The 21,216-nt window shown below is 64.2% G+C and carries 20 protein-coding genes; 11 read left to right on the plus strand and 9 right to left on the minus strand.

The annotated features are described in order from the left end of the window. The first annotated feature begins 169 nt into the window (after window positions 1-169). From AABQ55_RS28025 to AABQ55_RS28065, 9 genes are all read left to right on the plus strand, one after another. Window positions 170-910 (plus strand): GntR family transcriptional regulator, encoded by a 741-nt coding sequence (locus AABQ55_RS28025; protein ID WP_272808253.1) that lies wholly within the window; start codon window positions 170-172, stop codon window positions 908-910. 21 nt (window positions 911-931) lie between these two features. Then, window positions 932-1,399 carry a RidA family protein gene (locus AABQ55_RS28030; protein WP_244770658.1) on the plus strand — a complete coding sequence of 156 codons (468 nt, stop codon included), beginning with the start codon at window positions 932-934 and terminating at the stop codon, window positions 1,397-1,399. A gap of 2 nt (window positions 1,400-1,401) precedes the next feature. Then, on the plus strand, window positions 1,402-2,400 hold the full coding sequence (locus tag AABQ55_RS28035; protein ID WP_272808252.1) for a CobW family GTP-binding protein: 999 nt from the start codon (window positions 1,402-1,404) through the stop codon (window positions 2,398-2,400). Between the two features lie 331 nt (window positions 2,401-2,731). Next, window positions 2,732-3,727: an ABC transporter substrate-binding protein gene (locus AABQ55_RS28040; RefSeq protein WP_272808251.1), complete on the plus strand. Its 996-nt coding sequence runs from the start codon at window positions 2,732-2,734 to the stop codon at window positions 3,725-3,727. 64 nt (window positions 3,728-3,791) lie between these two features. Beyond that, the gene (locus AABQ55_RS28045) at window positions 3,792-4,562 is read left to right on the plus strand and encodes an ABC transporter permease (RefSeq protein ID WP_272808250.1); all 771 of its coding nucleotides are present in this window, start codon (window positions 3,792-3,794) and stop codon (window positions 4,560-4,562) included. A 50-nt stretch (window positions 4,563-4,612) separates the two neighbouring features. Continuing rightward, complete coding sequence (locus AABQ55_RS28050; protein WP_272808249.1) at window positions 4,613-5,413, plus strand: ABC transporter ATP-binding protein; 801 nt, start codon at window positions 4,613-4,615, stop codon at window positions 5,411-5,413. 201 nt (window positions 5,414-5,614) lie between these two features. Continuing rightward, window positions 5,615-7,195 carry a Re/Si-specific NAD(P)(+) transhydrogenase subunit alpha gene (locus AABQ55_RS28055; protein ID WP_272808248.1) on the plus strand — a complete coding sequence of 527 codons (1,581 nt, stop codon included), beginning with the start codon at window positions 5,615-5,617 and terminating at the stop codon, window positions 7,193-7,195. Between the two features lie 16 nt (window positions 7,196-7,211). Further along, entirely contained in the window at window positions 7,212-8,645 is a 1,434-nt protein-coding gene (locus AABQ55_RS28060) for an NAD(P)(+) transhydrogenase (Re/Si-specific) subunit beta (protein ID WP_272808247.1), read from the plus strand. Window positions 8,646-8,919: 274 nt separating this feature from the next. Beyond that, window positions 8,920-9,324, plus strand: coding sequence for a GFA family protein (locus AABQ55_RS28065; protein ID WP_272808246.1), 405 nt, complete (start codon window positions 8,920-8,922; stop codon window positions 9,322-9,324). A gap of 6 nt (window positions 9,325-9,330) precedes the next feature. Here AABQ55_RS28065 and AABQ55_RS28070 read toward each other — a convergent pair whose 3' ends face one another. From AABQ55_RS28070 to AABQ55_RS28110, 9 genes are all read right to left on the minus strand, one after another. Beyond that, window positions 9,331-10,671 carry an MATE family efflux transporter gene (locus AABQ55_RS28070; protein ID WP_272808245.1) on the minus strand — a complete coding sequence of 447 codons (1,341 nt, stop codon included), beginning with the start codon at window positions 10,669-10,671 and terminating at the stop codon, window positions 9,331-9,333. Next, window positions 10,672-11,250, minus strand: coding sequence for a peroxidase-related enzyme (locus tag AABQ55_RS28075; protein ID WP_272808244.1), 579 nt, complete (start codon window positions 11,248-11,250; stop codon window positions 10,672-10,674). A gap of 1 nt (window position 11,251) precedes the next feature. Beyond that, window positions 11,252-11,752, minus strand: a complete 501-nt coding sequence (locus tag AABQ55_RS28080; protein ID WP_272808243.1) for a CMD domain protein — start codon at window positions 11,750-11,752, stop codon at window positions 11,252-11,254. 27 nt (window positions 11,753-11,779) lie between these two features. Continuing rightward, window positions 11,780-13,252 carry an NAD(P)-binding domain-containing protein gene (locus AABQ55_RS28085; protein ID WP_272808242.1) on the minus strand — a complete coding sequence of 491 codons (1,473 nt, stop codon included), beginning with the start codon at window positions 13,250-13,252 and terminating at the stop codon, window positions 11,780-11,782. Between the two features lie 16 nt (window positions 13,253-13,268). Further along, complete coding sequence (locus AABQ55_RS28090; RefSeq protein WP_272808241.1) at window positions 13,269-14,339, minus strand: ABC transporter ATP-binding protein; 1,071 nt, start codon at window positions 14,337-14,339, stop codon at window positions 13,269-13,271. 5 nt (window positions 14,340-14,344) lie between these two features. Then, complete coding sequence (locus AABQ55_RS28095) at window positions 14,345-15,136, minus strand: ABC transporter permease (RefSeq protein ID WP_272808240.1); 792 nt, start codon at window positions 15,134-15,136, stop codon at window positions 14,345-14,347. 10 nt (window positions 15,137-15,146) lie between these two features. Next, window positions 15,147-16,127 carry an ABC transporter permease gene (locus AABQ55_RS28100; RefSeq protein ID WP_336314401.1) on the minus strand — a complete coding sequence of 327 codons (981 nt, stop codon included), beginning with the start codon at window positions 16,125-16,127 and terminating at the stop codon, window positions 15,147-15,149. Between the two features lie 71 nt (window positions 16,128-16,198). Next, a complete protein-coding gene (locus AABQ55_RS28105) occupies window positions 16,199-17,299 on the minus strand; it encodes an extracellular solute-binding protein (RefSeq protein WP_244770644.1) in 1,101 nt (366 codons plus the stop codon). Window position 17,300: 1 nt separating this feature from the next. Beyond that, complete coding sequence (locus tag AABQ55_RS28110) at window positions 17,301-18,353, minus strand: LysR family transcriptional regulator (RefSeq protein WP_272808238.1); 1,053 nt, start codon at window positions 18,351-18,353, stop codon at window positions 17,301-17,303. 193 nt (window positions 18,354-18,546) lie between these two features. Here AABQ55_RS28110 and AABQ55_RS28115 point away from each other — a divergent pair, with 193 nt between their 5' ends. Continuing rightward, on the plus strand, window positions 18,547-19,629 hold the full coding sequence (locus AABQ55_RS28115) for an NAD/NADP-dependent octopine/nopaline dehydrogenase family protein (protein WP_272808237.1): 1,083 nt from the start codon (window positions 18,547-18,549) through the stop codon (window positions 19,627-19,629). Window positions 19,630-19,930: 301 nt separating this feature from the next. Beyond that, on the plus strand, window positions 19,931-21,193 hold the full coding sequence (locus AABQ55_RS28120; protein WP_272808236.1) for a flavin-dependent oxidoreductase: 1,263 nt from the start codon (window positions 19,931-19,933) through the stop codon (window positions 21,191-21,193). The last annotated feature ends 23 nt before the right edge of the window (window positions 21,194-21,216 follow it).

The following is a 21,216-nucleotide window of genomic DNA, read 5'->3' on the forward strand; positions in this document are numbered from 1 at the left end:
GAGCGGCAGGACAGTTAAAGGTTGCCGTCTTGAGAAAAGTCGTTTATTGATCACAATGTGAGATCACAAATTTTGACCTGTCAACCCCTGGGGCAGACGGGCGGTGTGGCGGGATTGGCCTTCTGGCGGATCGCGGATTTAAGACGAGATGACGGAGTCTGAAGACAAGATGCCGATCAAGAAGCCGGAAAACGAGGTCAACAGCGACGCTGCCGAAAAGCCGGCACGCGGCCATGTCCATGAGCATGTCCTTCGTTACATGCGCCGTGGGCTCATGGTCGGCGCCTTTCTGCCGGGACAGGTGATGAGCCTGCGCAAGCTGGCTGTCGGGCTCGGCACCAGTCCGATGCCGGTGCGCGAAGTGCTCAGCCGCCTCGTTGCTGCCAATGCGCTGGAGGAAACCAAGGGCGGTTCGGTCCGCGTGCCGAGGCTGCGGCCCGAAAAACTGACCGAGCTGTTTACGATCCGGGAGATGCTGGAGGGCATGGCGACCGAGCTCGCCGTGAAAAAGGATCCGACCGGGTTGGCGGAAGAGCTGTCGGCGATCAACAAGCAGCTTCTGGTGGCCATCGAAAAGCGCGACATCCTGAACTGCCTGTCGTCCAACCAGAAATTCCATTTCACGCTGTACCAGGCAGCGGACAGCGAAGTCCTGATGCCGCTGATCGAGTCGCTTTGGCTGCAGTTCGGCCCGACCATGTATATGTCGCTGCTGATCCCCTCGATGCCTTGGAATGCGTCGGACCACCAAAACATCCTGGCAGCCCTCAAGGACAAGAACGCCGCGGCGGCCAAGAAGGGCATCGTCCACGACATCCGCACCACCTGCAAGGCCCTGCTCAGCGTCGCCGGCCCGCAGGGGCTGGAACTGCCCTTCGCGCACGGGCCGGAGCTGCAATTCGACTACTAAATGATCGGGGAGGAACGCATCGTGGTGGGGAAGATCGACGACAAACTGGCGAGCCTGGGCATCGTGCTGCCGACGACGACGGCGCCGCTGGCCAATTATGTGCCGGCGCGCCGCCATGGCAGCCAGGTCTATATTTCCGGACAGGTGCCGGCCGAGGGCGGCAGGGACAAGTTCACCGGCAAGCTCGGTTCCGACTTTTCGGTCGAGGACGGCCAGGCGGCAGCGCGGCTTTGCGCCGTCAACATCCTCGCCCAGCTCAAGGAGGCGCTGGGCGGTGATCTCGACCGCGTCGTCGGCGTGATCCGGCTGGGCGGCTTCGTCAATGCCGAACCGGATTTCAAGGACCATCCGAAGGTCATCAATGGCGCATCCGATCTGATGGTCGAGGTTTTTGGTGAGGCGGGGCGCCATGCCCGCGCGGCGGTCGGCTGCTACTCGCTGCCGCGAAACGTGCCGGTGGAGATCGACGCGATCTTCGAGGTGGCCTGACCGTGCAGCCTGCCGCTCCCGCGCTGGATGATCGTATTCCCGTCCATGTCCTGACGGGCTTCCTCGGCAGCGGCAAGACGACCTTTCTCCGCCATCTGCTCGGCGAACCGGACTTCGCCGACACGGCTGTGGTCATCAACGAGTTCGGCGAGGTCGGCCTCGATCATCTCCTGGTGCGCGAAGTGTCCGAAGACGCCGTGCTCTTGTCTTCGGGTTGCCTGTGCTGTGCCGTGCGGGACGATCTGGTCTCGACGCTCGCCGACATGTTCGAGATGGTGCGCCGCGGGGAGGTGGAGCCCTTTCGCCGCGTCGTCGTCGAGACGACGGGACTTGCCGACCCCGCGCCGATCATGCAGGCGGTGATGAGCGATCTGCGGTTGAGGCGCGGCTACCGCGCCGGCACGATCGTCTCCACGGTCGATGGCGTCGGGGGCGCGGGAACGATCGCCCGCTTCGCCGAAGCCGTCCAGCAGGTGGCGCTGGCCGATCGCGTGGTGGTGACCAAGTCCGATCTTGCCGAGCCCTGGCGGCTCGATGCGCTGCGCAATGACATTGCCGCGATCAACCCGACGGTCAGCCAGCTCGTCTCCAGCAAGGCGAAGATGCCGGGCGCCGGCGCGCTTTTCGAGAGCACCGGAGACCAGCGCCCGCGCTACCTCGATGCTTCCGACGGGCCGCTTTTCGGCCGGCACAGCGCCGGCGTCGAGACCTTCGTCGTCGAAGTCGCCGCCGCCGTGGATTGGCCGGCCTTTGTCGACTGGCTGGAATTGCTGCTCGCCAGCCGCGGCCAGTCCATCCTGCGGGTCAAGGGCCTGCTGTCCGTTGCGGGCGATTCCCGCCCCGTGGTCATTCACGGGGTTCAGCATGTCGTCTACCCGCCCGAATACCTGCCGCGCTGGCCGGACGGCGTCTCGGGCGGATGGCTGGTGTTCATCGCCAGGGACCTCAGCCGTTCGGCCATAGAAAACTCGTTGCCGAGCATTTTCGCCTCGACACCGTGACGTGACGAGGGGCCTCGTCGGGTCCTGCCCATGGACGCCGACACCATGCACCACGCCCCGGCAACGGAGGGTGGTGACAGCGTCGTTCGAATAAAATTTACAAGCGATTTCCGGACATTGAATGATGTGCGAGGCTTTCGGCCGTGCGCGTGCGTCATGGGCAAGAACATGTGATCTCTCTCAGATTCTTTACTTGACAATCCCAATGTGTGATCACACTATGAGATCAAGAATTGAGCTAACGGGTAGGAGGCCCTGGTTCGATCCTTGGGGAATGAATGAGGCAGGAAGCCAACGGGACGCCAGCGGGCGTCCGCTAGGGAGGAGTGAAATGATGCATGTCAGACGTGTCATTCGCGGAGCCGCACTCGTCGCGTCAGCCGCCATCGCCACGCTTGTGGCGAGCCAGGGTGCAATGGCCGAGGAGGTGAAGGTCCGCTTCAGCTGGAAACTGAAGGGCGAATACGGCTTCTTCTATCTCGGCGAACAGAAAGGCGTCTACAAGGATGCCGGCGTCACCCTGAAGCTCGGCGAAGGCGCCGGCTCGCAGGCCGCGCTCGGTTCGCTCATCCAGGGCCAGGAAGACGCGGTCATCCTGCCTGGGATCTTCGCCATCTCGGCCATCCAGAAGGGCATGCCGGTCAAGATCGTCGCGCTCTACCAGCCGGAAACGCCGATCGCCCTGATCTCGCATGCCGAAAAGCCGGTCAAGACGCCGAAGGATCTGGAGGGCAAGACCATCGCCCATGCCGTCGGGGAAACCGGCACGTCCTATCTCGACGCCTTCTGCGAAATCAACCAGGTCGATTGCGGCAAGGTCTCGAAGGTCCAGATGGATTCCCAGTCGCGGGTGCCGCAGTTCCTGCAGGGCCAGGTCGACGTGGTCAGCGTCTACAAGACCAATGACCTGCCGGTGCTTGAAGACAAGACCGGCCAGACCTTCCCGACGCTCGACATGGTGGAATACGGCCTTGCCATCCCCGGCATGGCCGTGGTCGTGAGCGACAGCGGCATTGCCAAGCGGGGCGCTGCCCTGAAGAGCTTCCTTGCCGCCAATGCCAAGGCGATCGAGATGACGAAAGCCGATCCGGCGGGTGCGACGGCGGCCCTCAAGGCGGTCTGGCAGGCCGGTCCCTCCGACAAGGTCATCCAGCAGCAGATCGAGGCGACGTCGGCATCGATCCACGCACCGACGAGCGGCACGCCGCTCGGCTGGATCGAAGAGAAGGCGGTCGTCGATGCGCTGAAACTCGTCAGCAGCGCCGAGGAGATTGGCGACCCCAAGCCGGCATCGACCTTCTTTACCAACGAACTTCTGACACAGTGAGGCTAAGGTGGCGAGCACGAATGTATTCGGCGCCGATCGCGCCCAGTCAAAACAGGATAAGGCCATGCGCAGGAAGAAATCGCGGGGGCCGTGGCTCGAACGCTATTCGGCGATCATTCTCGCAACCCTGTTGCTTGGGGCGTGGCAGGTCCTGGTTCCGCTTTCCGGACTTTCGGAATTCGTCCTGCCGACGCCGGTGGCCATCGCGACGCGTATCGTCAACGAGCTTCCTCTGCTCGCCAGCCATGCCTATGTGACCCTTTTCGAAGTCGTCTCCGGATTTGCGATGGGCGTATTCGTCGGCATTCCCCTGGCGCTCGCGATCTTCTACTCGCGCGCGTTCGAACGTGCCATCTATCCGATCCTGGTCGCGTTGCAGACGGTACCGAAGGTGGCGCTGGCACCGCTGCTGGTGCTGTATCTGGGCTATGGCTGGGCGCCGAAGATCACGCTCGCCTTTCTGATCTCGTTCTTTCCCATCGTCATCTCGACGGTGGTCGGCCTCCAGGCGCTGGACAAGAACCTCGTCAACCTCGTCCGCTCCATGGGCGCCAGCGAATGGCAGACCTTCTTCAAGGTACGCCTGCCGGCAGCGCTGCCGAACATATTCGGTGGCTTCAAGGTGGCGGTGTCGCTTGCCGTCATCGGGGCGGTCATCGGCGAATACGTCGCCGCCGAACGCGGCCTCGGCTATCTGCAGCTCCAGGCCAATTCCCTGTTCGATACCACGCTGAACTTCGCGACCGTCGTCGCCATCTCCGGCCTGGGCGTGATGCTCTATTTCGTCATCGACTTCGTCGAGAGCCGCGTCACCTACAAGCGCGACACCAAGTAAGCAGGCCGCCCGCGGCTGGCGAAGCAATGAAGATTCAATGAGGTAATCCCATGAATGCTATTATCCAGGCGGGTGCGGCGGTCGACATCGCCCGGCTCTCGAAGATCTACAAGACGCGTGAAGACGAAGATGTCGTGGCCCTCGACAAGATCGACCTGAAGTTCGAGCCCGGCACCTTTGTCGCCGTGGTCGGCCCGAGCGGCTGCGGCAAGAGCACGCTCCTTTCGCTGCTGGCAGGCCTGACGGGCGCATCGACCGGCACGATCGCCATCGATGGGGAGACCATCAACAAACCGCATCCCAAGATCGGCGTCGTCTTCCAGTCCGATCTTCTGCTCTATTGGCGCACCGTGCTCGAAAACATTCTGCTGCCTATCGAGATCAAGAGGCTGGATGTGGCGCGATACCGCAGCCGCGCGGAGGAACTGCTGGCCCAGGTCGGGCTCGAAGGGTTCGGCAACAAGTATCCTTCGGAACTGTCCGGCGGCATGCGCCAGCGTGTGGCGATCTGCCGTGCGCTGATCCAGGAGCCCGGCCTCCTGCTCATGGACGAGCCGTTTGGCGCGCTTGACGCGCTGACGCGCGAACAGATGATCATGGATCTCCAGGCCATGTGGATGCGGCTCGGCAACACCGTGCTTTTCATCACCCACGGCATCGACGAGGCGGTGTTCCTGGCGGACCGCGTGCTGGTCATGTCGCCCCGCCCGGGCCGCGTCGACCTTGATCTCAATATCGACATGCCCCGCCCCCGTCAGTGGAGCCGGATACACGAGAACAAGGACTATCACGGCTATGTCCGCAAGATCCGCGACATCTTCGAGGCCAAGGGCATTCTGGTTGCTCACTAGGGCAAGCCGCTAGGGAACAGCTTGCGTGGCCCCGCGCTCGGTGTTTTCGCATCACCAGTGATCGCCGTTTCGCTGGAAAAATGCCGGCAAGCATCGCCGCTGAACATCTGGATTGGTCCGATCGCAGCATCGCCGGGGGCACCGCGCGGCGATTTCGGAACACATGCCTACACAAGAGGGCCGGCTCTGCCGGGAAGAGAAATGGGACAGAAGGTTGGAGCTCTCAGGGAGCTGGCCATTGGAGAGTCGCGCGTTTCGCTGACGCTTGACAGTGCGGTTCAGCTTCGAAAGCTTGGATATGCGTGTTTCGTAGAGGCGGGCGCGGGCCTTCTGGCGGGCATATCGGACGACGCCTATCGCGCCGCGGGCGTGACGGTGGTCGCGGATGCGGCTGCGCTGGTCGCCGCTTCCAAAGTCATCGTCAAGGTTCGCCCGCCGACGACGGGAGAGGTCGACCTCCTGTCGGCCGGCAAGACGCTGATCTCGTTCTTCTATCCCGGCCAGAACGCCGAGCTGCTGGAACAGGCCCGCGCGACGGGCGCCAATGTCATCGCCATGGACATGGTGCCGCGCATCTCGCGCGCTCAGAAGATGGACGCGCTGTCGTCGATGGCCAACATTGCTGGCTACCGCGCGGTCATCGAGGCGGGCAACAATTTCGGCCGCTTCTTCACCGGCCAGATCACCGCCGCCGGCAAGGTGCCGCCGGCCAAGGTGCTGGTCATCGGCGCAGGCGTGGCGGGCCTTGCCGCCATCGGCGTCGCCGTCTCGCTCGGCGCGCAGACCTATGCCTTCGATGTGCGGCCCGAAGTGGCCGAGCAGATCGAGTCGATGGGCGCGGAATTCGTCTATCTCGACTTCGACGGCGGCGTGCAGGATGGCGCGGCGACCGGCGGTTATGCCGCCCCGTCCTCGCCGGAGTTCCGCGAGAAGCAGCTTGCAAAGTTCCGCGAACTGGCCCCGCAGATGGACATCGTCATCACCACGGCGCTGATCCCCGGCCGTGACGCGCCGAAACTGTGGCTGGCCGACATGGTGGCGGCGATGAAGCCGGGCTCCGTGGTGGTCGACCTCGCCGCCGAGCGCGGCGGCAACTGCGACCTTACCGTCGCCGACCAGAAGATCGTCTCCGACAACGGCGTCACTGTCGTCGGCTATACCGACTTCCCGAGCCGCATGGCCGCGCAGTCCTCGGCGCTCTACGCCACCAATATCCGCCACATGCTGACGGATCTGACGCCGGCCAAGGACGGCGTCATCGTCCACAACATGGAGGACGACGTCATCCGCGGCGCGACGGTCGCCAAGGACGGCGACATCACCTGGCCGCCGCCGCCGCCCAAGATAGCGGCCATTGCCGCGCAGAAGCCGAAGGAGAAGGTCAAGGAGCCGACGCCGGCGGAGAAGCGCGCGGCCGAAGCCGCCGCCTTCAGGGCCGAGACGAAGAGCCAGCTTGTCCTGCTCGCCGTCGGCACGGCGCTGCTGCTGATCGTCGGGGCCTTCGCGCCCGCGGCCTTCATGAGCCACTTCATCGTCTTCGTGCTCGCCTGCTTCGTCGGCTTCCAGGTGATCTGGAACGTCTCGCATTCGCTGCACACGCCGCTGATGGCCGTCACCAATGCGGTCTCCGGCATCGTCATCCTCGGCGCGCTGCTGCAGGTCGGATCAAGCAACGGGCTGGTGGTTATCCTGGCGGCGCTCTCGGTGCTGATCGCCACGATCAACATCGTCGGCGGCTTCCTCGTCACCCGGCGCATGCTCGCCATGTTCCAGAAATCCTGATCGGGGGGAATCTGTCATGACCATCGGTATCGTCTCGGCCGCCTATATTGCGGCAGCAGTTCTCTTCATCCTCTCCCTCGGCGGGCTCTCGGGCCAGGAAAGCGCCAAGCGCGCCGTGTGGTACGGCATAACAGGCATGGCGCTCGCAGTTATCGCCACGGTCTTCGGGCCTGGTGTCGGCAACTGGCTCGTCATTCTCCTGATGATCGCCGGCGGCGCGGTGTTTGGGTCTTATGTCGCCTCGCGCGTGCAGATGACCGAGATGCCGCAGCTCGTCGCCGCGCTGCACTCCTTCGTCGGCCTCGCCGCCGTCTTCATCGGCTTCAACGCCCATATCGAGGCGGCGCACGTCGCCGGCCTCGACGAGGCCGCACGTTCCACGCTGACCGGCTTCGCGGTGATCCTCTCCCACAAGGAGCCGGTCGAGCTTTCGATCATGAAGGTCGAGGTGTTCCTCGGCGTCTTCATCGGCGCCGTCACCTTCACCGGCTCGGTCGTCGCCTTCGGCAAGCTGGCCGGCAAGGTGGACGGCAAGGCGAAGAAGCTGCCGGGCGGGCACTTCCTGAATGCCGGTGCGGCGATCCTCTCGCTGCTTCTCCTCGTGCTTTACGTGAACGGCGCGGGCGCGTGGACACTCATCCTGTTGACGCTCGCCGCCTTCTTCATCGGCTACCACCTGATCATGGGCATCGGCGGGGCCGACATGCCGGTCGTGGTCTCGATGCTGAACAGCTATTCCGGCTGGGCGGCCGCCGCCATCGGCTTTACGCTCGGCAACGACCTTCTCATCGTCACCGGCGCGCTGGTCGGCTCCTCGGGTGCGATCCTCTCCTACATCATGTGCAAGGCGATGAACCGCTCCTTCGTCTCGGTCATCCTCGGCGGCTTCGGCGCCACGGCCGGCCCGCAGATGGAGATATCGGGCGAGCAGATCGCCATCGACGCGGAAAGCGTCGCCGCCGCGCTCAACGAAGCCGACAGCATCGTCATCGTGCCGGGCTACGGCATGGCGGTGGCACAGGCCCAGCAGTCGGTCTCCGAGCTGACGCGCAAGCTGCGCGCGGCCGGCAAGACCGTGCGCTTCGCCATTCACCCCGTCGCCGGCCGCCTGCCGGGCCACATGAACGTGCTGCTCGCCGAAGCCAAGGTGCCCTACGACATCGTCTTGGAGATGGACGAGATAAACGACGACTTCCCGGAGACGGACGTCGTGATCGTTATCGGCTCGAACGACATCGTCAATCCGGCGGCACAGGAGGACCCGAACTCCCCCATTGCCGGCATGCCGGTGCTCGAAGTGTGGAAGGCCAAGCAGGTGTTCGTCTCCAAGCGGGGCCAGGGCACCGGCTATTCCGGCATCGAGAACCCGCTGTTCTACAAGGACAACACACGCATGTTCTATGGCGATGCAAAGAAAAGCGTCGATCAGTTGCTGCCAGCGTTGGCATAGGTCACCGTTTGGCACGGTCGGCGGTCTGATATCCTTCAGAACCGCCGACCGTGCGGCCGCTATACTCCCTATGAGTCTCGCGAAAGGCAGACGGGCAGAAACGACCGTAAGCCTCTGGACCTCGGCATTCCCTCGTTCTATTTTGCTGTTCCGGCTAGCCTGAAACCTATCAGGCTTCGGCCCTTCGCATCGTCGACCGCAAGGACTCGCGGTTCCGACCTGCACTTCAGCCCTCAACCAGCAAAATTTGACCACGCAAGCGGGAGGAATTTCCATGGCCGATGCCCAATGCGCCTGTGGTGCCCTGAGACTGACATTCAGCGAACTGCCACAATTGACCGCCCTGTGTCACTGCTTCGCTTGCCAGCGAAGAACCGGCGCGCCGTTCAGCGCCAATGCGTTCTACTCAATCGACTGTGTCGAGATATCCGGACCGTCCACGGAGTTCATCCGCATTGCCGACAGTGGCCGCAAGGTCCGGATGCATTTTTGCCCGGCCTGCGGTTCGACGGTCTATTGGAAGGCCGATGCCTCGCCCTCCTGGATCGGTGTGGCCGTCGGCTCGTTTGCCTATCCGGCCTTCGCCGCACCGACAATGTCGGTATTCGAACAATCGAAACACGAATGGGTGCGTCTTGACGAAACGATCGAGTCTTTCCAGGGTCTCCCGGTCGGCTAAATGGCGTTAGCGGGGAAAGGTACGGTCGGCCAGACCAGGCAGCATGAAGCGGAAGGCAATGCTGCGGACGCTCTGGAACAGGATGAGCGCGATCCAGAGGCCGTGGTTGCCGAAATGCGCCGGCAGCACCTTCCAGGCGACGAGATAGAGCGCAAGCGAGAGCAGCATCAGGTTGCGCATCTGCTTCGACCAGGTCGCGCCGATATAGACGCCGTCCATCTGGAAGGCGACGATACCGAAGATCGGCAGCGCCACCACATAGGGCAGGTAAAGATGGGCGAGCGTGGAAACCGCTTCCGTCGGTGCCGTGATGCCGATCACCCAGTCGCCAGCGGCGAGGAAGGCGAGAGAGACGAGCCCTGCGAAGACGAAGCCCCAGAGCGTCGTCAGGCTGATCGTCCGGTCGAAGACCGGGCGGTAGCGCGCGCCGACGGCCTTGCCGGCAAGCTGCTCGGCTGCCGTCGCGACCCCGTCGAGGAAGGCGACGCCGAAGAAATAAAAGCGCAGGAGGATCGTGTTGGCTGCGAGGATTTCGATGCCGAGCGTGCCGCTCTGCCGGGTGAAGAGCGACAGGCCGATCAGCAGCGCGAAGGAGCGGATCATCATGTCGCCATTGACCGAGAAGGCCCGGCGGAAAGCCGCAGCACCCGGCAGGCTCCAGGCCTTGGGATCGGTCTTCTTCCAGATGAGGTACAGGCCGGCGACCGCCGTCACCGCTTCCGCAACGAGCGAGGCGGCGGCGACACCCGCGACGCCCCAGCCCAGCCCCAGCACCCAGTAGATACTGAGCCCGGCATTGATCCCGTTCAGAAGCGTCTGCAGGATCATGCCCCAGAGCGCCTCGCCGCGTCCGATGATCCAGCCAAAGACGACGAAATTGAAGAGCACGAAGGGCGCCGACCAGATGCGCCAGGCGAAATAGGTCGATGCCGCCTCGGCGACGGCCCCGCTCGCGCCCATTGCGGCAAGGCCGAGTTCGCCAAGCGGCTTGTGGAAGACGAGGAGGGCGAGACCTCCGACGAGCGCGATGATCAGGCCGCTCGCCAGCATGCGCTGTTCCGCGTGCCTGTCGCCCGCACCGAGCGCCTGTGCCGTAAAACCGGTCGTGGCGCCGCGCAGGAAATTGAAGGTGACGAAGATGACGTCAAAGATGACGGCCGACAGGGCGACGCCGCCGATGAGCGCCTCGTCGCCGAGCTGCCCGATGACGCCCGTGGCGACCAGCCCGACCAGCGGGCTCGACAGATAGGCGATCATCATCGGAAGCGCGATCGTCAGGACGTCGCGATGGGTGATGTCGAAGGGGCGGACGGCGCCGCCCCCGTCAGTGCGGGAAAGCTGTTCCACTCATTCCTGCCGGTGCGGTTCGCCGAGCGTGTGCATCAACCGGTTCGCCCAGCCGAAGATCGCGACCGAATGGATGAGGTCGAGGATTTCAAGATCGTCGAGGCCGGTCTCGCGCAGGTGGTAGAACTGGTAGGTGCCGACATTGTCTGGATGGGCGGTCAGGTCCACGCCGAAGTTGAAAAGCGCCTGCTCGAACTCCGGCAGGTCGGCGTCAAGACCGTTCCTGTAGATTTCCTCCACCACCTCTGGCCGCTTCTCGATCTGGATGTAGCGGGCCGCATGCACGGCGGCACAGTAGATGCAATGGTTGACGAAGGAGGCGGCGAGCGCGCCGATCTCGCGGCCGCCGCGCGAAAGCCCGCCCTCGCTGTACATGATGTCGTTGAAGAGCGGCGTGCGCTCGCGAAGCGTCTCCGCCTCGTTGGCGAGCACCAGCACATAGGCTGAGACCTTCTTGTTGGACGGCGTGACCTTCAAGGCGTCCAGCTGTTCGGGCGTTGCCGTGTCCAGGTCGACCGGCCTGACATAGGGCTTCCAGTCGAGCGCCTCGACGGTGAATTCGTGAACGGCGTCCGACATGTCAGTTGTCCCTCAGCATCTTGAGGCCGGCCACGACCAGCACCTGGTAGTTGACGAAAGCGATGAGGCCGGCGAGCGTGACGATATCGCGGTCGTCGAGGCCGGCGGCGGCCAGCTTCTCGATATTGGCGCGCGTCGCCTCCTTGGGCGCGAGCGTCACCAGGTCGACATGGGCGAGGATCGCGGAAAGGCGCGCATCCGCATCGGCCGGGCCGGTGCCCGGATCGGCGATGGCGCTCAATACCGGATCTTCGCCATCGAGAAGCGCCCGGTAATGGGCGGCGAGTTCACCGGATTTCCAGAGCGTGGCCATGCGCGCGGCAAGCGCCGCCCTCATGCCGTAGGAGAAGTTGCGCGGCTCGGCGGGGCGAAGGGCAGCCTCGTAGCTCGTCTGGGTCAGGTGCTTGAGCTTGCCGCGCTGCTCGCGCAGCGCCTTCAGGTCCGGGAAGCGGTCGAGGCCGAGCACGGTGTCGATGACATCGGCGGCGGGGGAGGCGGTCATGGGCGTGTCCTCATTTCGCGCGTTCGTTCACGCGGTTTTCTGTGCCTGCACCGGCGCGTCGGCATCGGTCCACTCGGTTCCGTCGAGTTCCGGCTTCTCGTAGGCGAGCAGCGCTTCCCAGTGATAATCGACATCGCGGATGAAGAGCGAGGCGGCGACGCCGCGCGCAAGCCAGAGCGCGCCCTCGCTGATCGCCGGAATGTCCCCGCTCACCTTGCCCACGCTGACGGAGGCGCCGTAGTTGAAGCAGTGGATGTCCTTCAGCCAGGGTGCCGTGCCCGGTTCCTTCTCGGTGAAGGAGAAATCGCCGTTCAGCCAGGGAAAGCGGCCGAGGCCGGGATTTTCCTCGCCCGCCGGCGGGTCGTAGCGGTCCTCCCAGCAGGCGATCCTGTCCTGGTAGGGCGCAAGCTCGCTCCGGCTCATGGGATCGATCGAGAAGCCGGTCCCCAGGATGACGAAATCGGTGCGGAAGACGCGGCCGTTCGTGGTGGTGATGACGACCTCGCCGTCCTCCTCCTTCATCGAGGCGATGGCGCAGCCGAAATGGAAATAGGCGTTCGGGTGACGGCTGACGCGCAACGTCGAATTGTGCGGTGCCGGCGTCTGCTGCTTGGCGGCATAGTCCATCAGGCGCCAGCGCCATTCCGGCGAGATCTCGGCGAAGCCGGCAATGACGCCGTAGGAGCCGATGCCCATGAGCTTGTTGATCGTCGGCATCTCCTTGCGGCGGGCGAGAAGGCGGACTTCGCCGGCACCCTGCTCCAGCGCTTCGGCCGCATTGTCCACCGCCGAGGCGCCGACGCCGATGACGACGACGCGCTTGCCCTTCAGCCGGTCGAAATCGATCTCGTCGGCCGAGTGCGCCCAGGACCTGTGCCGCTCCATGCCCTTGACGAAATCCGGAATCGTCGGCTCGCCGAGGCCGTCGCGGCCGGTCGCCATCACCAGCTTGCGGGTAACGATCGACGGACGGGCGCCGCCGGCGATCTCGAGTTCGAGAAGACTGTCCTCGCGCGGCAGGATGCGGGTGACATGCGTGTCGTTCTCGACCGGGACGTCCATGACCTCGCGATACCAGGACAGGTAATCCATCCACATGGGCCTGGGGATGCGGTAGAGCTCCTCCCATTCGCCCTCGCCGTAAAGCGCGGTGAACCACGCCCGGAAGCTGAGCGAGGCGACGCCGAGCGCCGGGCCGAGCAGGATCTTCGGTGAGCGCAGCGTCTCCATCCGGGCATAGGTGAGCCAGGGGCCCTCGAGCCCCTTCGGCGCGCGGTCGACGATACGAAGGTTGACGATGCCGGCGCGCGTCAGCGCATGCCAGGCGACGAGGCCGCACATGCCGCCGCCGATGACGACGACGTCGCTGACCGGCCCGCCGTCGGCCGTCGTGACCGGCTTCGACCAGTTGGCCGGCGGATAGTTGAGATAGCCGAGGTCCTGCTTCACGCGCGCATTGAGGCTGGAGAGCCGGCTTTGCTGCTGCTGTCTGTCGATCATGATTCCACTCTCCGTTTCAATCCGCCAGGAGGACGGCGTCGCGTTCGCGCCAGCCGATCCAGACGTCGTCCCCCTCGATATGCGACAGTGCCACGGGGTCGAGCTGGACCAGCAGGCTGGTGCCGTTTTCGAGCGTGACGGTGAGCGAGGTATGCGCGCCTTTGAAGACGCGGCCGGTTATGCGCCCCTTGAGCGCCAGCCGTCCCTCTGGCTTCTCCGTCAGACAGTAGAGGGCTTCCGGGCGCAGCGCGACCGTTACGACCTTGCCTGTCGCAGGCGACGTGCCGTTGACGTCCGCGTGGATGATGTTGCCCTGCCAGTCCAGGCTGGCGATATTGCCCGAGACGGAGACCACCTTGCCCTCGATGAAGTTGCTCCGGCCGATGAAGTCGGCGACGAAGCGGCTGCGCGGACGGGCGTAAAGCTCGTCCGGCCCGCCCATCTGCTCGATCCGTCCCTTGTTCATCACCACGATGACGTCGGACATGGTAAGCGCCTCTTCCTGGTCGTGCGTGACGAAGAGGAAGGTCTTGCCGGTCTTCTGCTGGATCGATTTCAGCTCGATCTGCATCTGCTGCCTCAGCTTGGCGTCGAGCGCCGAGAGCGGCTCGTCGAGCAGCAGCACGTTCGGGTCCGGTGCGAGCGCGCGCATCAGCGCCACGCGCTGGCGCTGGCCGCCGGACAGCTGGGCCGGCATGCGCTCGGCATAATCCGCGAGCGAGACGAGGGAGAGAAGCTCCGTGACGCGGCGATGGATCGCATCCTGCGCCAGGCCCTTCAGCTCCAGCCCGAAGGCGATGTTGCGCATGACGGAGAGATGCGGGAACAGCGCATAGTCCTGGAAGACGATGTTTACATTGCGCCGGTTCGGCGGCAGGTGCGAGATCGGCTTGCCATCGAGATAGATCTCGCCGGAGGTCGGGTCCTCGAAGCCGCCGAGCATGCGTAGCGTGGTCGACTTGCCGCAGCCCGACGGGCCGAGCAGCGTGACGAACTGGCCCGCATCGATGGCAAGGTCCAGATCCTCTACGGCGGCTTGCGTTCCGTAGAACTTGTTGACGTTCTTGAATTGGACGACAGGCTGCATACGCATCAGCTCCTGGAACGGCGGGTGAAGTATTCGGCATAGAGGCCGACAATGGTCGTGACGATGAGCACGATCGTCGCCATGGCGTTGATTTCCGGTGACATGCCGCCCTGCACCTTGGCGAAGATCAGCATGGGCAGGGTCGGCTGGTATCCGCCGAGGAAGAAGGTGCGCACGAAGTCGTCGATGCTGGTCAGCACGCAGAAGATCATGCCGCCGATGAGCGCGGGCATCAGATAGGGGATCGTCACGCGCAGGAAGGCGATGAACGGATCTGCCCCCAGATCGCGCGCGGCATCTACGAGGTTCGCCGGCATCGAGCGCAGGCGCGTCAGAACCATGATCACCACGAAGGGAACCGCGTGCACCGTGTGTGCGAGCACGATGGCGAAGGTTCCGGTCGGAATGTCCAGCGCGCGGATGAAGATGCGCATGGAAATGGCGTTGATGAGACCGGGGACGACGGCCGGCAGGCAGGCAAGCGCGAAGATCGCCGCCTTGCCCCAGATATTCTCCGCCGAGATCAGGAGCGCGATCCAGACCCCGATGATGGTGGCGCAGACCGTGGTCGCGAGCGCGATGCCGATGGAGTAGAGCGAGGCGTTGATGAACTGCCGGTCCTGCAGCACCTTCGCATACCAGTCGAGCGTCCAGCTGTTGATCGGGAAGGCGATGAAATTGGCATCCTTGAGGCTCATCACCATCATCAGCGACAGCGGCAGGACGAGATAGACCGCAAAGAGCCAGTAGGACGCGCCAAGCGCCGTCTTCGGCAGGTCGTTGAAATAGGTTCTCATCATCCTCTCCTCACATCAGCCGGACGGAGCGTCCGCCGACGATCCGCATGAAGAGCCCGACCGTCGTCAGCGAGACGGCGAGCATCAGCATCGAGAAGGCGGCGCCTTCCGGCCATTTGTCGTTCGAACCGTGGAAGAGGGTGGCGATGACCTCCGGGAAGATGACCGCGTTCGGTCCGCCGAGCAGCAGGGGCGCCGCGAAGACGCCGATGGTGGTGAGGTAGACGAGGCTGCAGCCCGACACGATGCCGTCCTTGGAAAGCGGCAGGATGACCCGGCGGAAGCGCTGGAACGGCCCGGCGCCGAGGTCGGATGCGGCGTGGATGAGCGGCGTCGGGATTTTCTCGATCGCCGAATAGAGCGGCAGCAGCATGTAGAGAGCCAGCAGGTAGACGACGCCGAAGCTCAGCGAGAAGAAGGTGTAGAGCATCGGGATCGGCCGGTCGATGAAGCCGAGCTCCCGCAGCAGCACGTTCACGGCGCCGCGGTTTGCAAGCAGCATGATGACCGAGAAGGTCCGGATCAGCTCGCCGGCCCAGAACGGAATGAGCAGCAGCAGCAGCGCGCGCATCCGGTTCTTCGGCTTCACCACTTTCGCGACGTAGTAGGCGACCGGATAGACGATCACCAGCGTCGAGACCGTCACGACGGCCGCGAAGATGAGGCTGCGCACGAACGGCATGAAATAGAGCCGGTCGGAGAAGAAGAAGCCGTAGTTCTCCAGCGTGTATCCGCTGTCCACGCCCGGCCGGGGCGGGTAGTTGGCAAGGAAGCTGATATTGGCCATCTGCAGAATGGGGCCGAGATGCAACGCGGCGATCCAAACGAGCGGCACGCCCGCCAGCACGGCAAGCCGGACCCAGCGGTTGCTGGCCAGAAGCCCGATCGTATTGCGGTAAAGGGTCGAATTGACCGTCCTGCCGATCCATCCGGCGTAGCGCGGCGGCGCCGTCGAGGTGACGGTTCGGGGCTGCATCGTCGTATCCACCATTCTCGTCGTTCCCGGCTTCGAAGGATGCCCATGCGCGGCCGGCCGAAGACCGGCCGCGCCTGTCGTCAGGATCAGGCCGCCTTGATCTCGGCGGCGGCCTTGTCGATCATCTCGTTCTTCATGTCGCGGTTGACGGAGCTGAAGAACTGGATGCGCTGGGCCTGCTCGTCGGGCAGCGAAAGGGCTGCGCGCTCACGATCGTCCAGCACGTCGTTGACGCCTGCGAAGGCCGAGGCGAAGCCGGACTGGCGGGTCATCGCCGCACCGATTTCCGGAGAGGAAAGGATCGCGTCGAGGAAGGTATAGGCGGCGTCCGCATTCGGCGCGTTGTTGACGACGTTGAACGAGTAGAGGAAGCCATAGGTGCCTTCCTTCGGCACCGAGATCTCGATCGGGTGGCCGTCCATGATGAGCTTGGCGGCCGGGCCGGACCAGACCTGTGCCAGATAGATGTCCTCGTTGAGGAACATCTGCTGCACCTCGGAGCCGGCGTCGTAATACTTGCGCACCTTGTCCTTGTGCTGGATCAGGAAGTCGCGGGCCTGGTTGGTGGCGGTCTGCGCGACATCCGGCTTGTCGCCATAGGTCACGTAGTCGCCGTCATTGCCCTGGTAGGTCATGACTATCGAGAGGAAGTCGGTGATGATATAGGAGGTAAGTCCCTTGAACTCGTCCTCGAACATAAGGCCCCAGGTATCGGTCTCCTTGGTGTATTCGGTGTTGCGCGCCAGGCCTTCATAGCCGGCAAGCAGCGGCAGGCCGTAGGTGGTGCCGTCGATGGTGAGCTGCGGCGCGCCCTTGTAGGCGGCGGCGAGCTTGTCCCAGTTCTTCAGGCGGCCGGTATCGAGCGCCGAAAGCAGGTTCGAGTTCAGGAACTGCGACAGGCGGTGACCGGTGACGGTGACGATGTCGGTGGAAGGCGTCGCACCCTCGGCGGTCAGCAGATTGTACTGCTTGCCCTGGTCGTCGGTGAGGCGGATGCGCACTTCGATGCCGGTATCCTTCTGGAACTGGTCGATGAAGGATTGGGGTACGAACTTGTCGTAGGTCGTGATGTTGACGACCTTGCTCTGGGCAAAGGCCGGACGGATAATGGCCGGAGCGGCAAGGATGCCGGTGCCGGCGGCAAGCAGCTTCAGCGTCGAGCGGCGTGTTGTGGTAAAGTCCTTCATGTCACTCTCTCCTTGTTTTGGTCTTTGCGGGCTCATTTTCATTCACGTCGGGCATGTCGCGGGCATCGCCGCCGGCCGGAGCGGGGTCGCCGGCGCGGCCGGAAAACGTGCGGTCCGCGATGCGCGCCATCTGGCGCGGGTCATGGATGACGAGATCCGGAATACGCCTGGATGCGACATCCACGATCTGCCGGATGAGCGCGCGCGCGCCGGCCGAAAGCGGGCGCGCCGTTGCGGAAAAAATCGCCCAGAGGAACGGGACATCGACATCGAGCGGCCGGATCGCAACGGGCGCAGACTGCAGGCCGTAGGCCGTGGCGGGCTCGATTACGGCAATGCCGAGCCCGGTCGAGGCGATCTGCACGGCGTTCATCGTCGCGTTCGTCGCGATGACGCGGGCGGGGCGGACATTCGCCGCCTTGAGCGCCTGATCGACCCGGTGGCGCAGGCGGAACGGGTTCGCCATGGTCACGAGTGTACGATCGGCAAGGTCGGCGATGGAAATGACGGACTTTTTCGCCAGCGGATCGTGATGGGCGACGGCAGCGACGCAGCGCCCCTCGAAGAAACCCTGCACTTCCAGGCCCGGCTGGTCGGCCGGCAGTGACGTCACGCAGAAATCCGCGGTGCGGCCGAGCACCGACTGGATGGCGGCTTCCGCCGGCATGCTGCGCAGCTGCATGGTGCGGGGAAGCCGCTCCGCGGGCAATTCGGCGAGAGCGAGCGGAATGATGCCGCTTGCGAAGGCCGGCGTCGCGGCGATCTCGATCGGTTCTGGCTCGCGGCCGGCAATCGCCTTGGCCCGGTCGCGCAGGTGGCCGATGCCGCTGAAGAAGCGCTCGGCATCGTCATGAAAGGCGACCCCTTCGTCCGTCGGCGTGATCTTGGGACCGTTGCGCTCGAACAGCGGAAAGCCCAGCGATGTCTCGAGATCCTGGATGAGGCGCGTCACCTGCGACTGCGAGCGATCGAGCAGCCGGGCGGCAGCGGTGATGCTGCCGGTGGACATGACTGCCAGAAATGCCTCGAGGTCGCGGACTTCCATGGGTATCATGCATTCCTTGCATTATGACAATTCTACTGTGCATAAAACGCATTCTGTGCGCTAGTGACAAAACACAAGATTTTTTTGTCTGGTGTTTTTGTAGAAAATACACCCCCGGCTGCCATATCGGCAGGGAAACCTTTGGCCAAACGGTGCCGGTGGCAGCCTTGCCCGGTGCTCGAAACGAACAGGGAGATAATCGATGCGGATTGGAATTCTCGGCGCGGGCGCGATCGCCTTCGGCATGGCGGCTTTCCTGGCTAGGGCTGGACACCAGCCCGTCCTGTGGTCTCCCTCCGGGGAGCGCACCCGCAAGCTCGCAGAAGGCGCGCCGCTGACAGCGACAGGCGCGGTCGAATTCTCCGGAACGGTTGCGGTCGCCCGCGACTGCGCCGACGCGGTCAAGGGCGTGGATGCGGTGGTCGTCGCCCTGCCCGCCAACGGCCACCGCCATGTCTTCGACGCCGCCGTTCCCCACCTTGTTTCCGGACAGCCCGTCATCATCAGCTCGCACAGCTCCTTCGGCGCATTGTACCTTGCCGGGCGTCTCGCCGAACGCGGCGTGCGCCTGCCCATTATCATCTGGGGCACGACGCTCCTGACCGGCCGCCAGCAGCCGGACGGCACCAGCGTTGCGGTCAATTCCGTGCGCCAGAAGGTCGATGTGGCAACATTGCCGAAGTCCGAAGCCGAGATGGGCAAGGCGCTTTGCACAGAGCTCTTCGGCGACCGGTTCGTCATCCGCGACGGCCTCCTCGCCATCGCGCTTTCAAACCTCAATCCGCAGAACCACCTCGGCATCGCGCTTCTCAACCTGACCCGCATGGAAAAGGGCGAAAAATGGGGCCAGGGTGAAAACGTCACGCCCGCCGTCGGGCGGCTCATCGAGGCGCTCGACCTTGAACGGCTGAGGATCGCCGAGAGCTTCGGCCTGTCCGTTCGCACGGTACAGGAACACTTCTCCCTGTCCTTCCACGTGCCAATGGGCACCGTGTCCGAGATGAACCAGCAGATGCATGCGGAAGGGCGCGGCGGCTTCGGCCCGGCGACCGTCGACAGCCGCTACATCTACGAGGACGTGCCCTTCGGCCTCGTGCCCACCAGCCTGCTCGGCCGCATCGCCGGCCGGCCGGCCATTCTGCACGAAGCCGGCATCAACATCTTCTCATCCTCGATGAACCGCGACCTGATTGCTGACAACGACCTTCTCCCGGCCCTGGACCTGGAGGGCATATCACCCGCTATCCTGATCGAGCGCTGCGAGAACTGGCCCGTGCCGGGCTGATCGGTGAGGCGTTGCCGACGTATCCGTTAAGGCCCGGATGTCCCTCAGTTAGACATGTGGCCTACGCACACTTCGGGAAATCGCTGCCGCCAGGGTTTCGGCGGCGCCTTGGCAGAAAATACGATATTTCTGTCATTTCCGTCAGAGCACGCGTTCGATACCCATAGCCTGGTAGCAATGCAGGATCGGAGCGCTGGATGTTCACGCGCTATCTTCTCCGCGCTTTGCGGGAGATCGGAGCTCGCTATGGGCATGGTACTGCCGAACCCGTCGCCATGCAGCGCGAACCGGGAGCAGGGCCATGAAGGCGTTGATCGCGGGGGCCGGTATCGGTGGATTGACGGCCGCCCTCTTCCTGCACCGGGCCGGGGTCGAGGTGGAGATCTTCGAGCGTGCGGATGCGGTGCGGGAGCTGGGCGTCGGCATCAACATGTTGCCGCATGCTGTCGGCCTTCTGGCCGAACTCGGACTGATGGACGACCTCGACGCAGCGGGAATCCGCACGCGCGGGCTGATCTATGCGACTCGGTTCGGCCAGGTCGTCTGGCAGGAGTTGCGCGGGATCGAGGCCGGTCATGCCGTGCCGCAGGTCAGCATCCATCGCGGCAGGCTGCTGGGCCTTATCCACAAGGCCGTCATCGAACGGCTGGGGCAGGGGATCATCCGCACGGGATGCCGCGTGCACGGCTTTGCGCAAGACGAGCGGAGCGTCACCGTTCAGCTGTCAGAAGGTGGTAGGGCATCGCAGGCGGGCGGTGACCTGCTGATCGGCGCTGACGGCATTCATTCGACTGTACGCGCAACGCTTTACCCGGATGAAGGTCCGCCCATCTGGAATGGTGTCATGCTTTGGCGCGGCGCCACGCGCTGGCCGAAATGGCGGGACGGCCGCACCATGGCAGTCGCCGGCGGCAACCATGCCAAATTCGTCTTCTATCCGATCGGCAAGGATCCGGACGATCCGGCCATGCGCCTTACCAACTGGGCCGTGATGGCCCGCAGCCGTGCGCCGCAGGCCGGGCGCTTCACCCTCGGGGACTGGAGTCGGCCGGGGAAACTCGCACGGGTCCTGCCGTTCGTGCGGGATCGCTTCCGCCTGGATTACGTCGATCCGGCCGGGATCATCCGCGCTACCGGCGCGTTCTACGAATATTCCAATTGCGATCGGGAGCCGTTGCCGCGCTGGTCGTTCGGACGCGTCACCCTGCTGGGAGATGCCGCCCATCCCATGTACCCCGTCGGCTCGAACGGCGCGAGCCAGGCCATCCTCGACGCCCGGTCCGTGGCAGAGCATCTGCGAACCCACGGGACCGTCGAGGCCGCGCTCGGCGCCTATGACAGCGAGCGCCGCCCGCCCACATCACAAGTCGTCCTGTCGAACCGCAGGGGTGGGCCGGAAGGCGTGATCGATCTCGTCGAGGCGCGCGCACCCGACGGTTTCGACGACATCGAGGCGGTCGCATCCTACGAGGAACGCGAGCAGGTCGTGCGCGGTTATGCAAGCCTGGCCGGCTTTGCTCCGAACAATGGGACGTTGCCGAAGGCGGAGCGCCGTAAGCCTTGAGGGAAAGCAGCCTTTCCCGTCAC

It is taken from the genome of Shinella sp. WSD5-1 (genome assembly GCF_963942435.1).
GTDB classification, from domain to species: Bacteria; Pseudomonadota; Alphaproteobacteria; order Rhizobiales; family Rhizobiaceae; genus Shinella; species Shinella yambaruensis.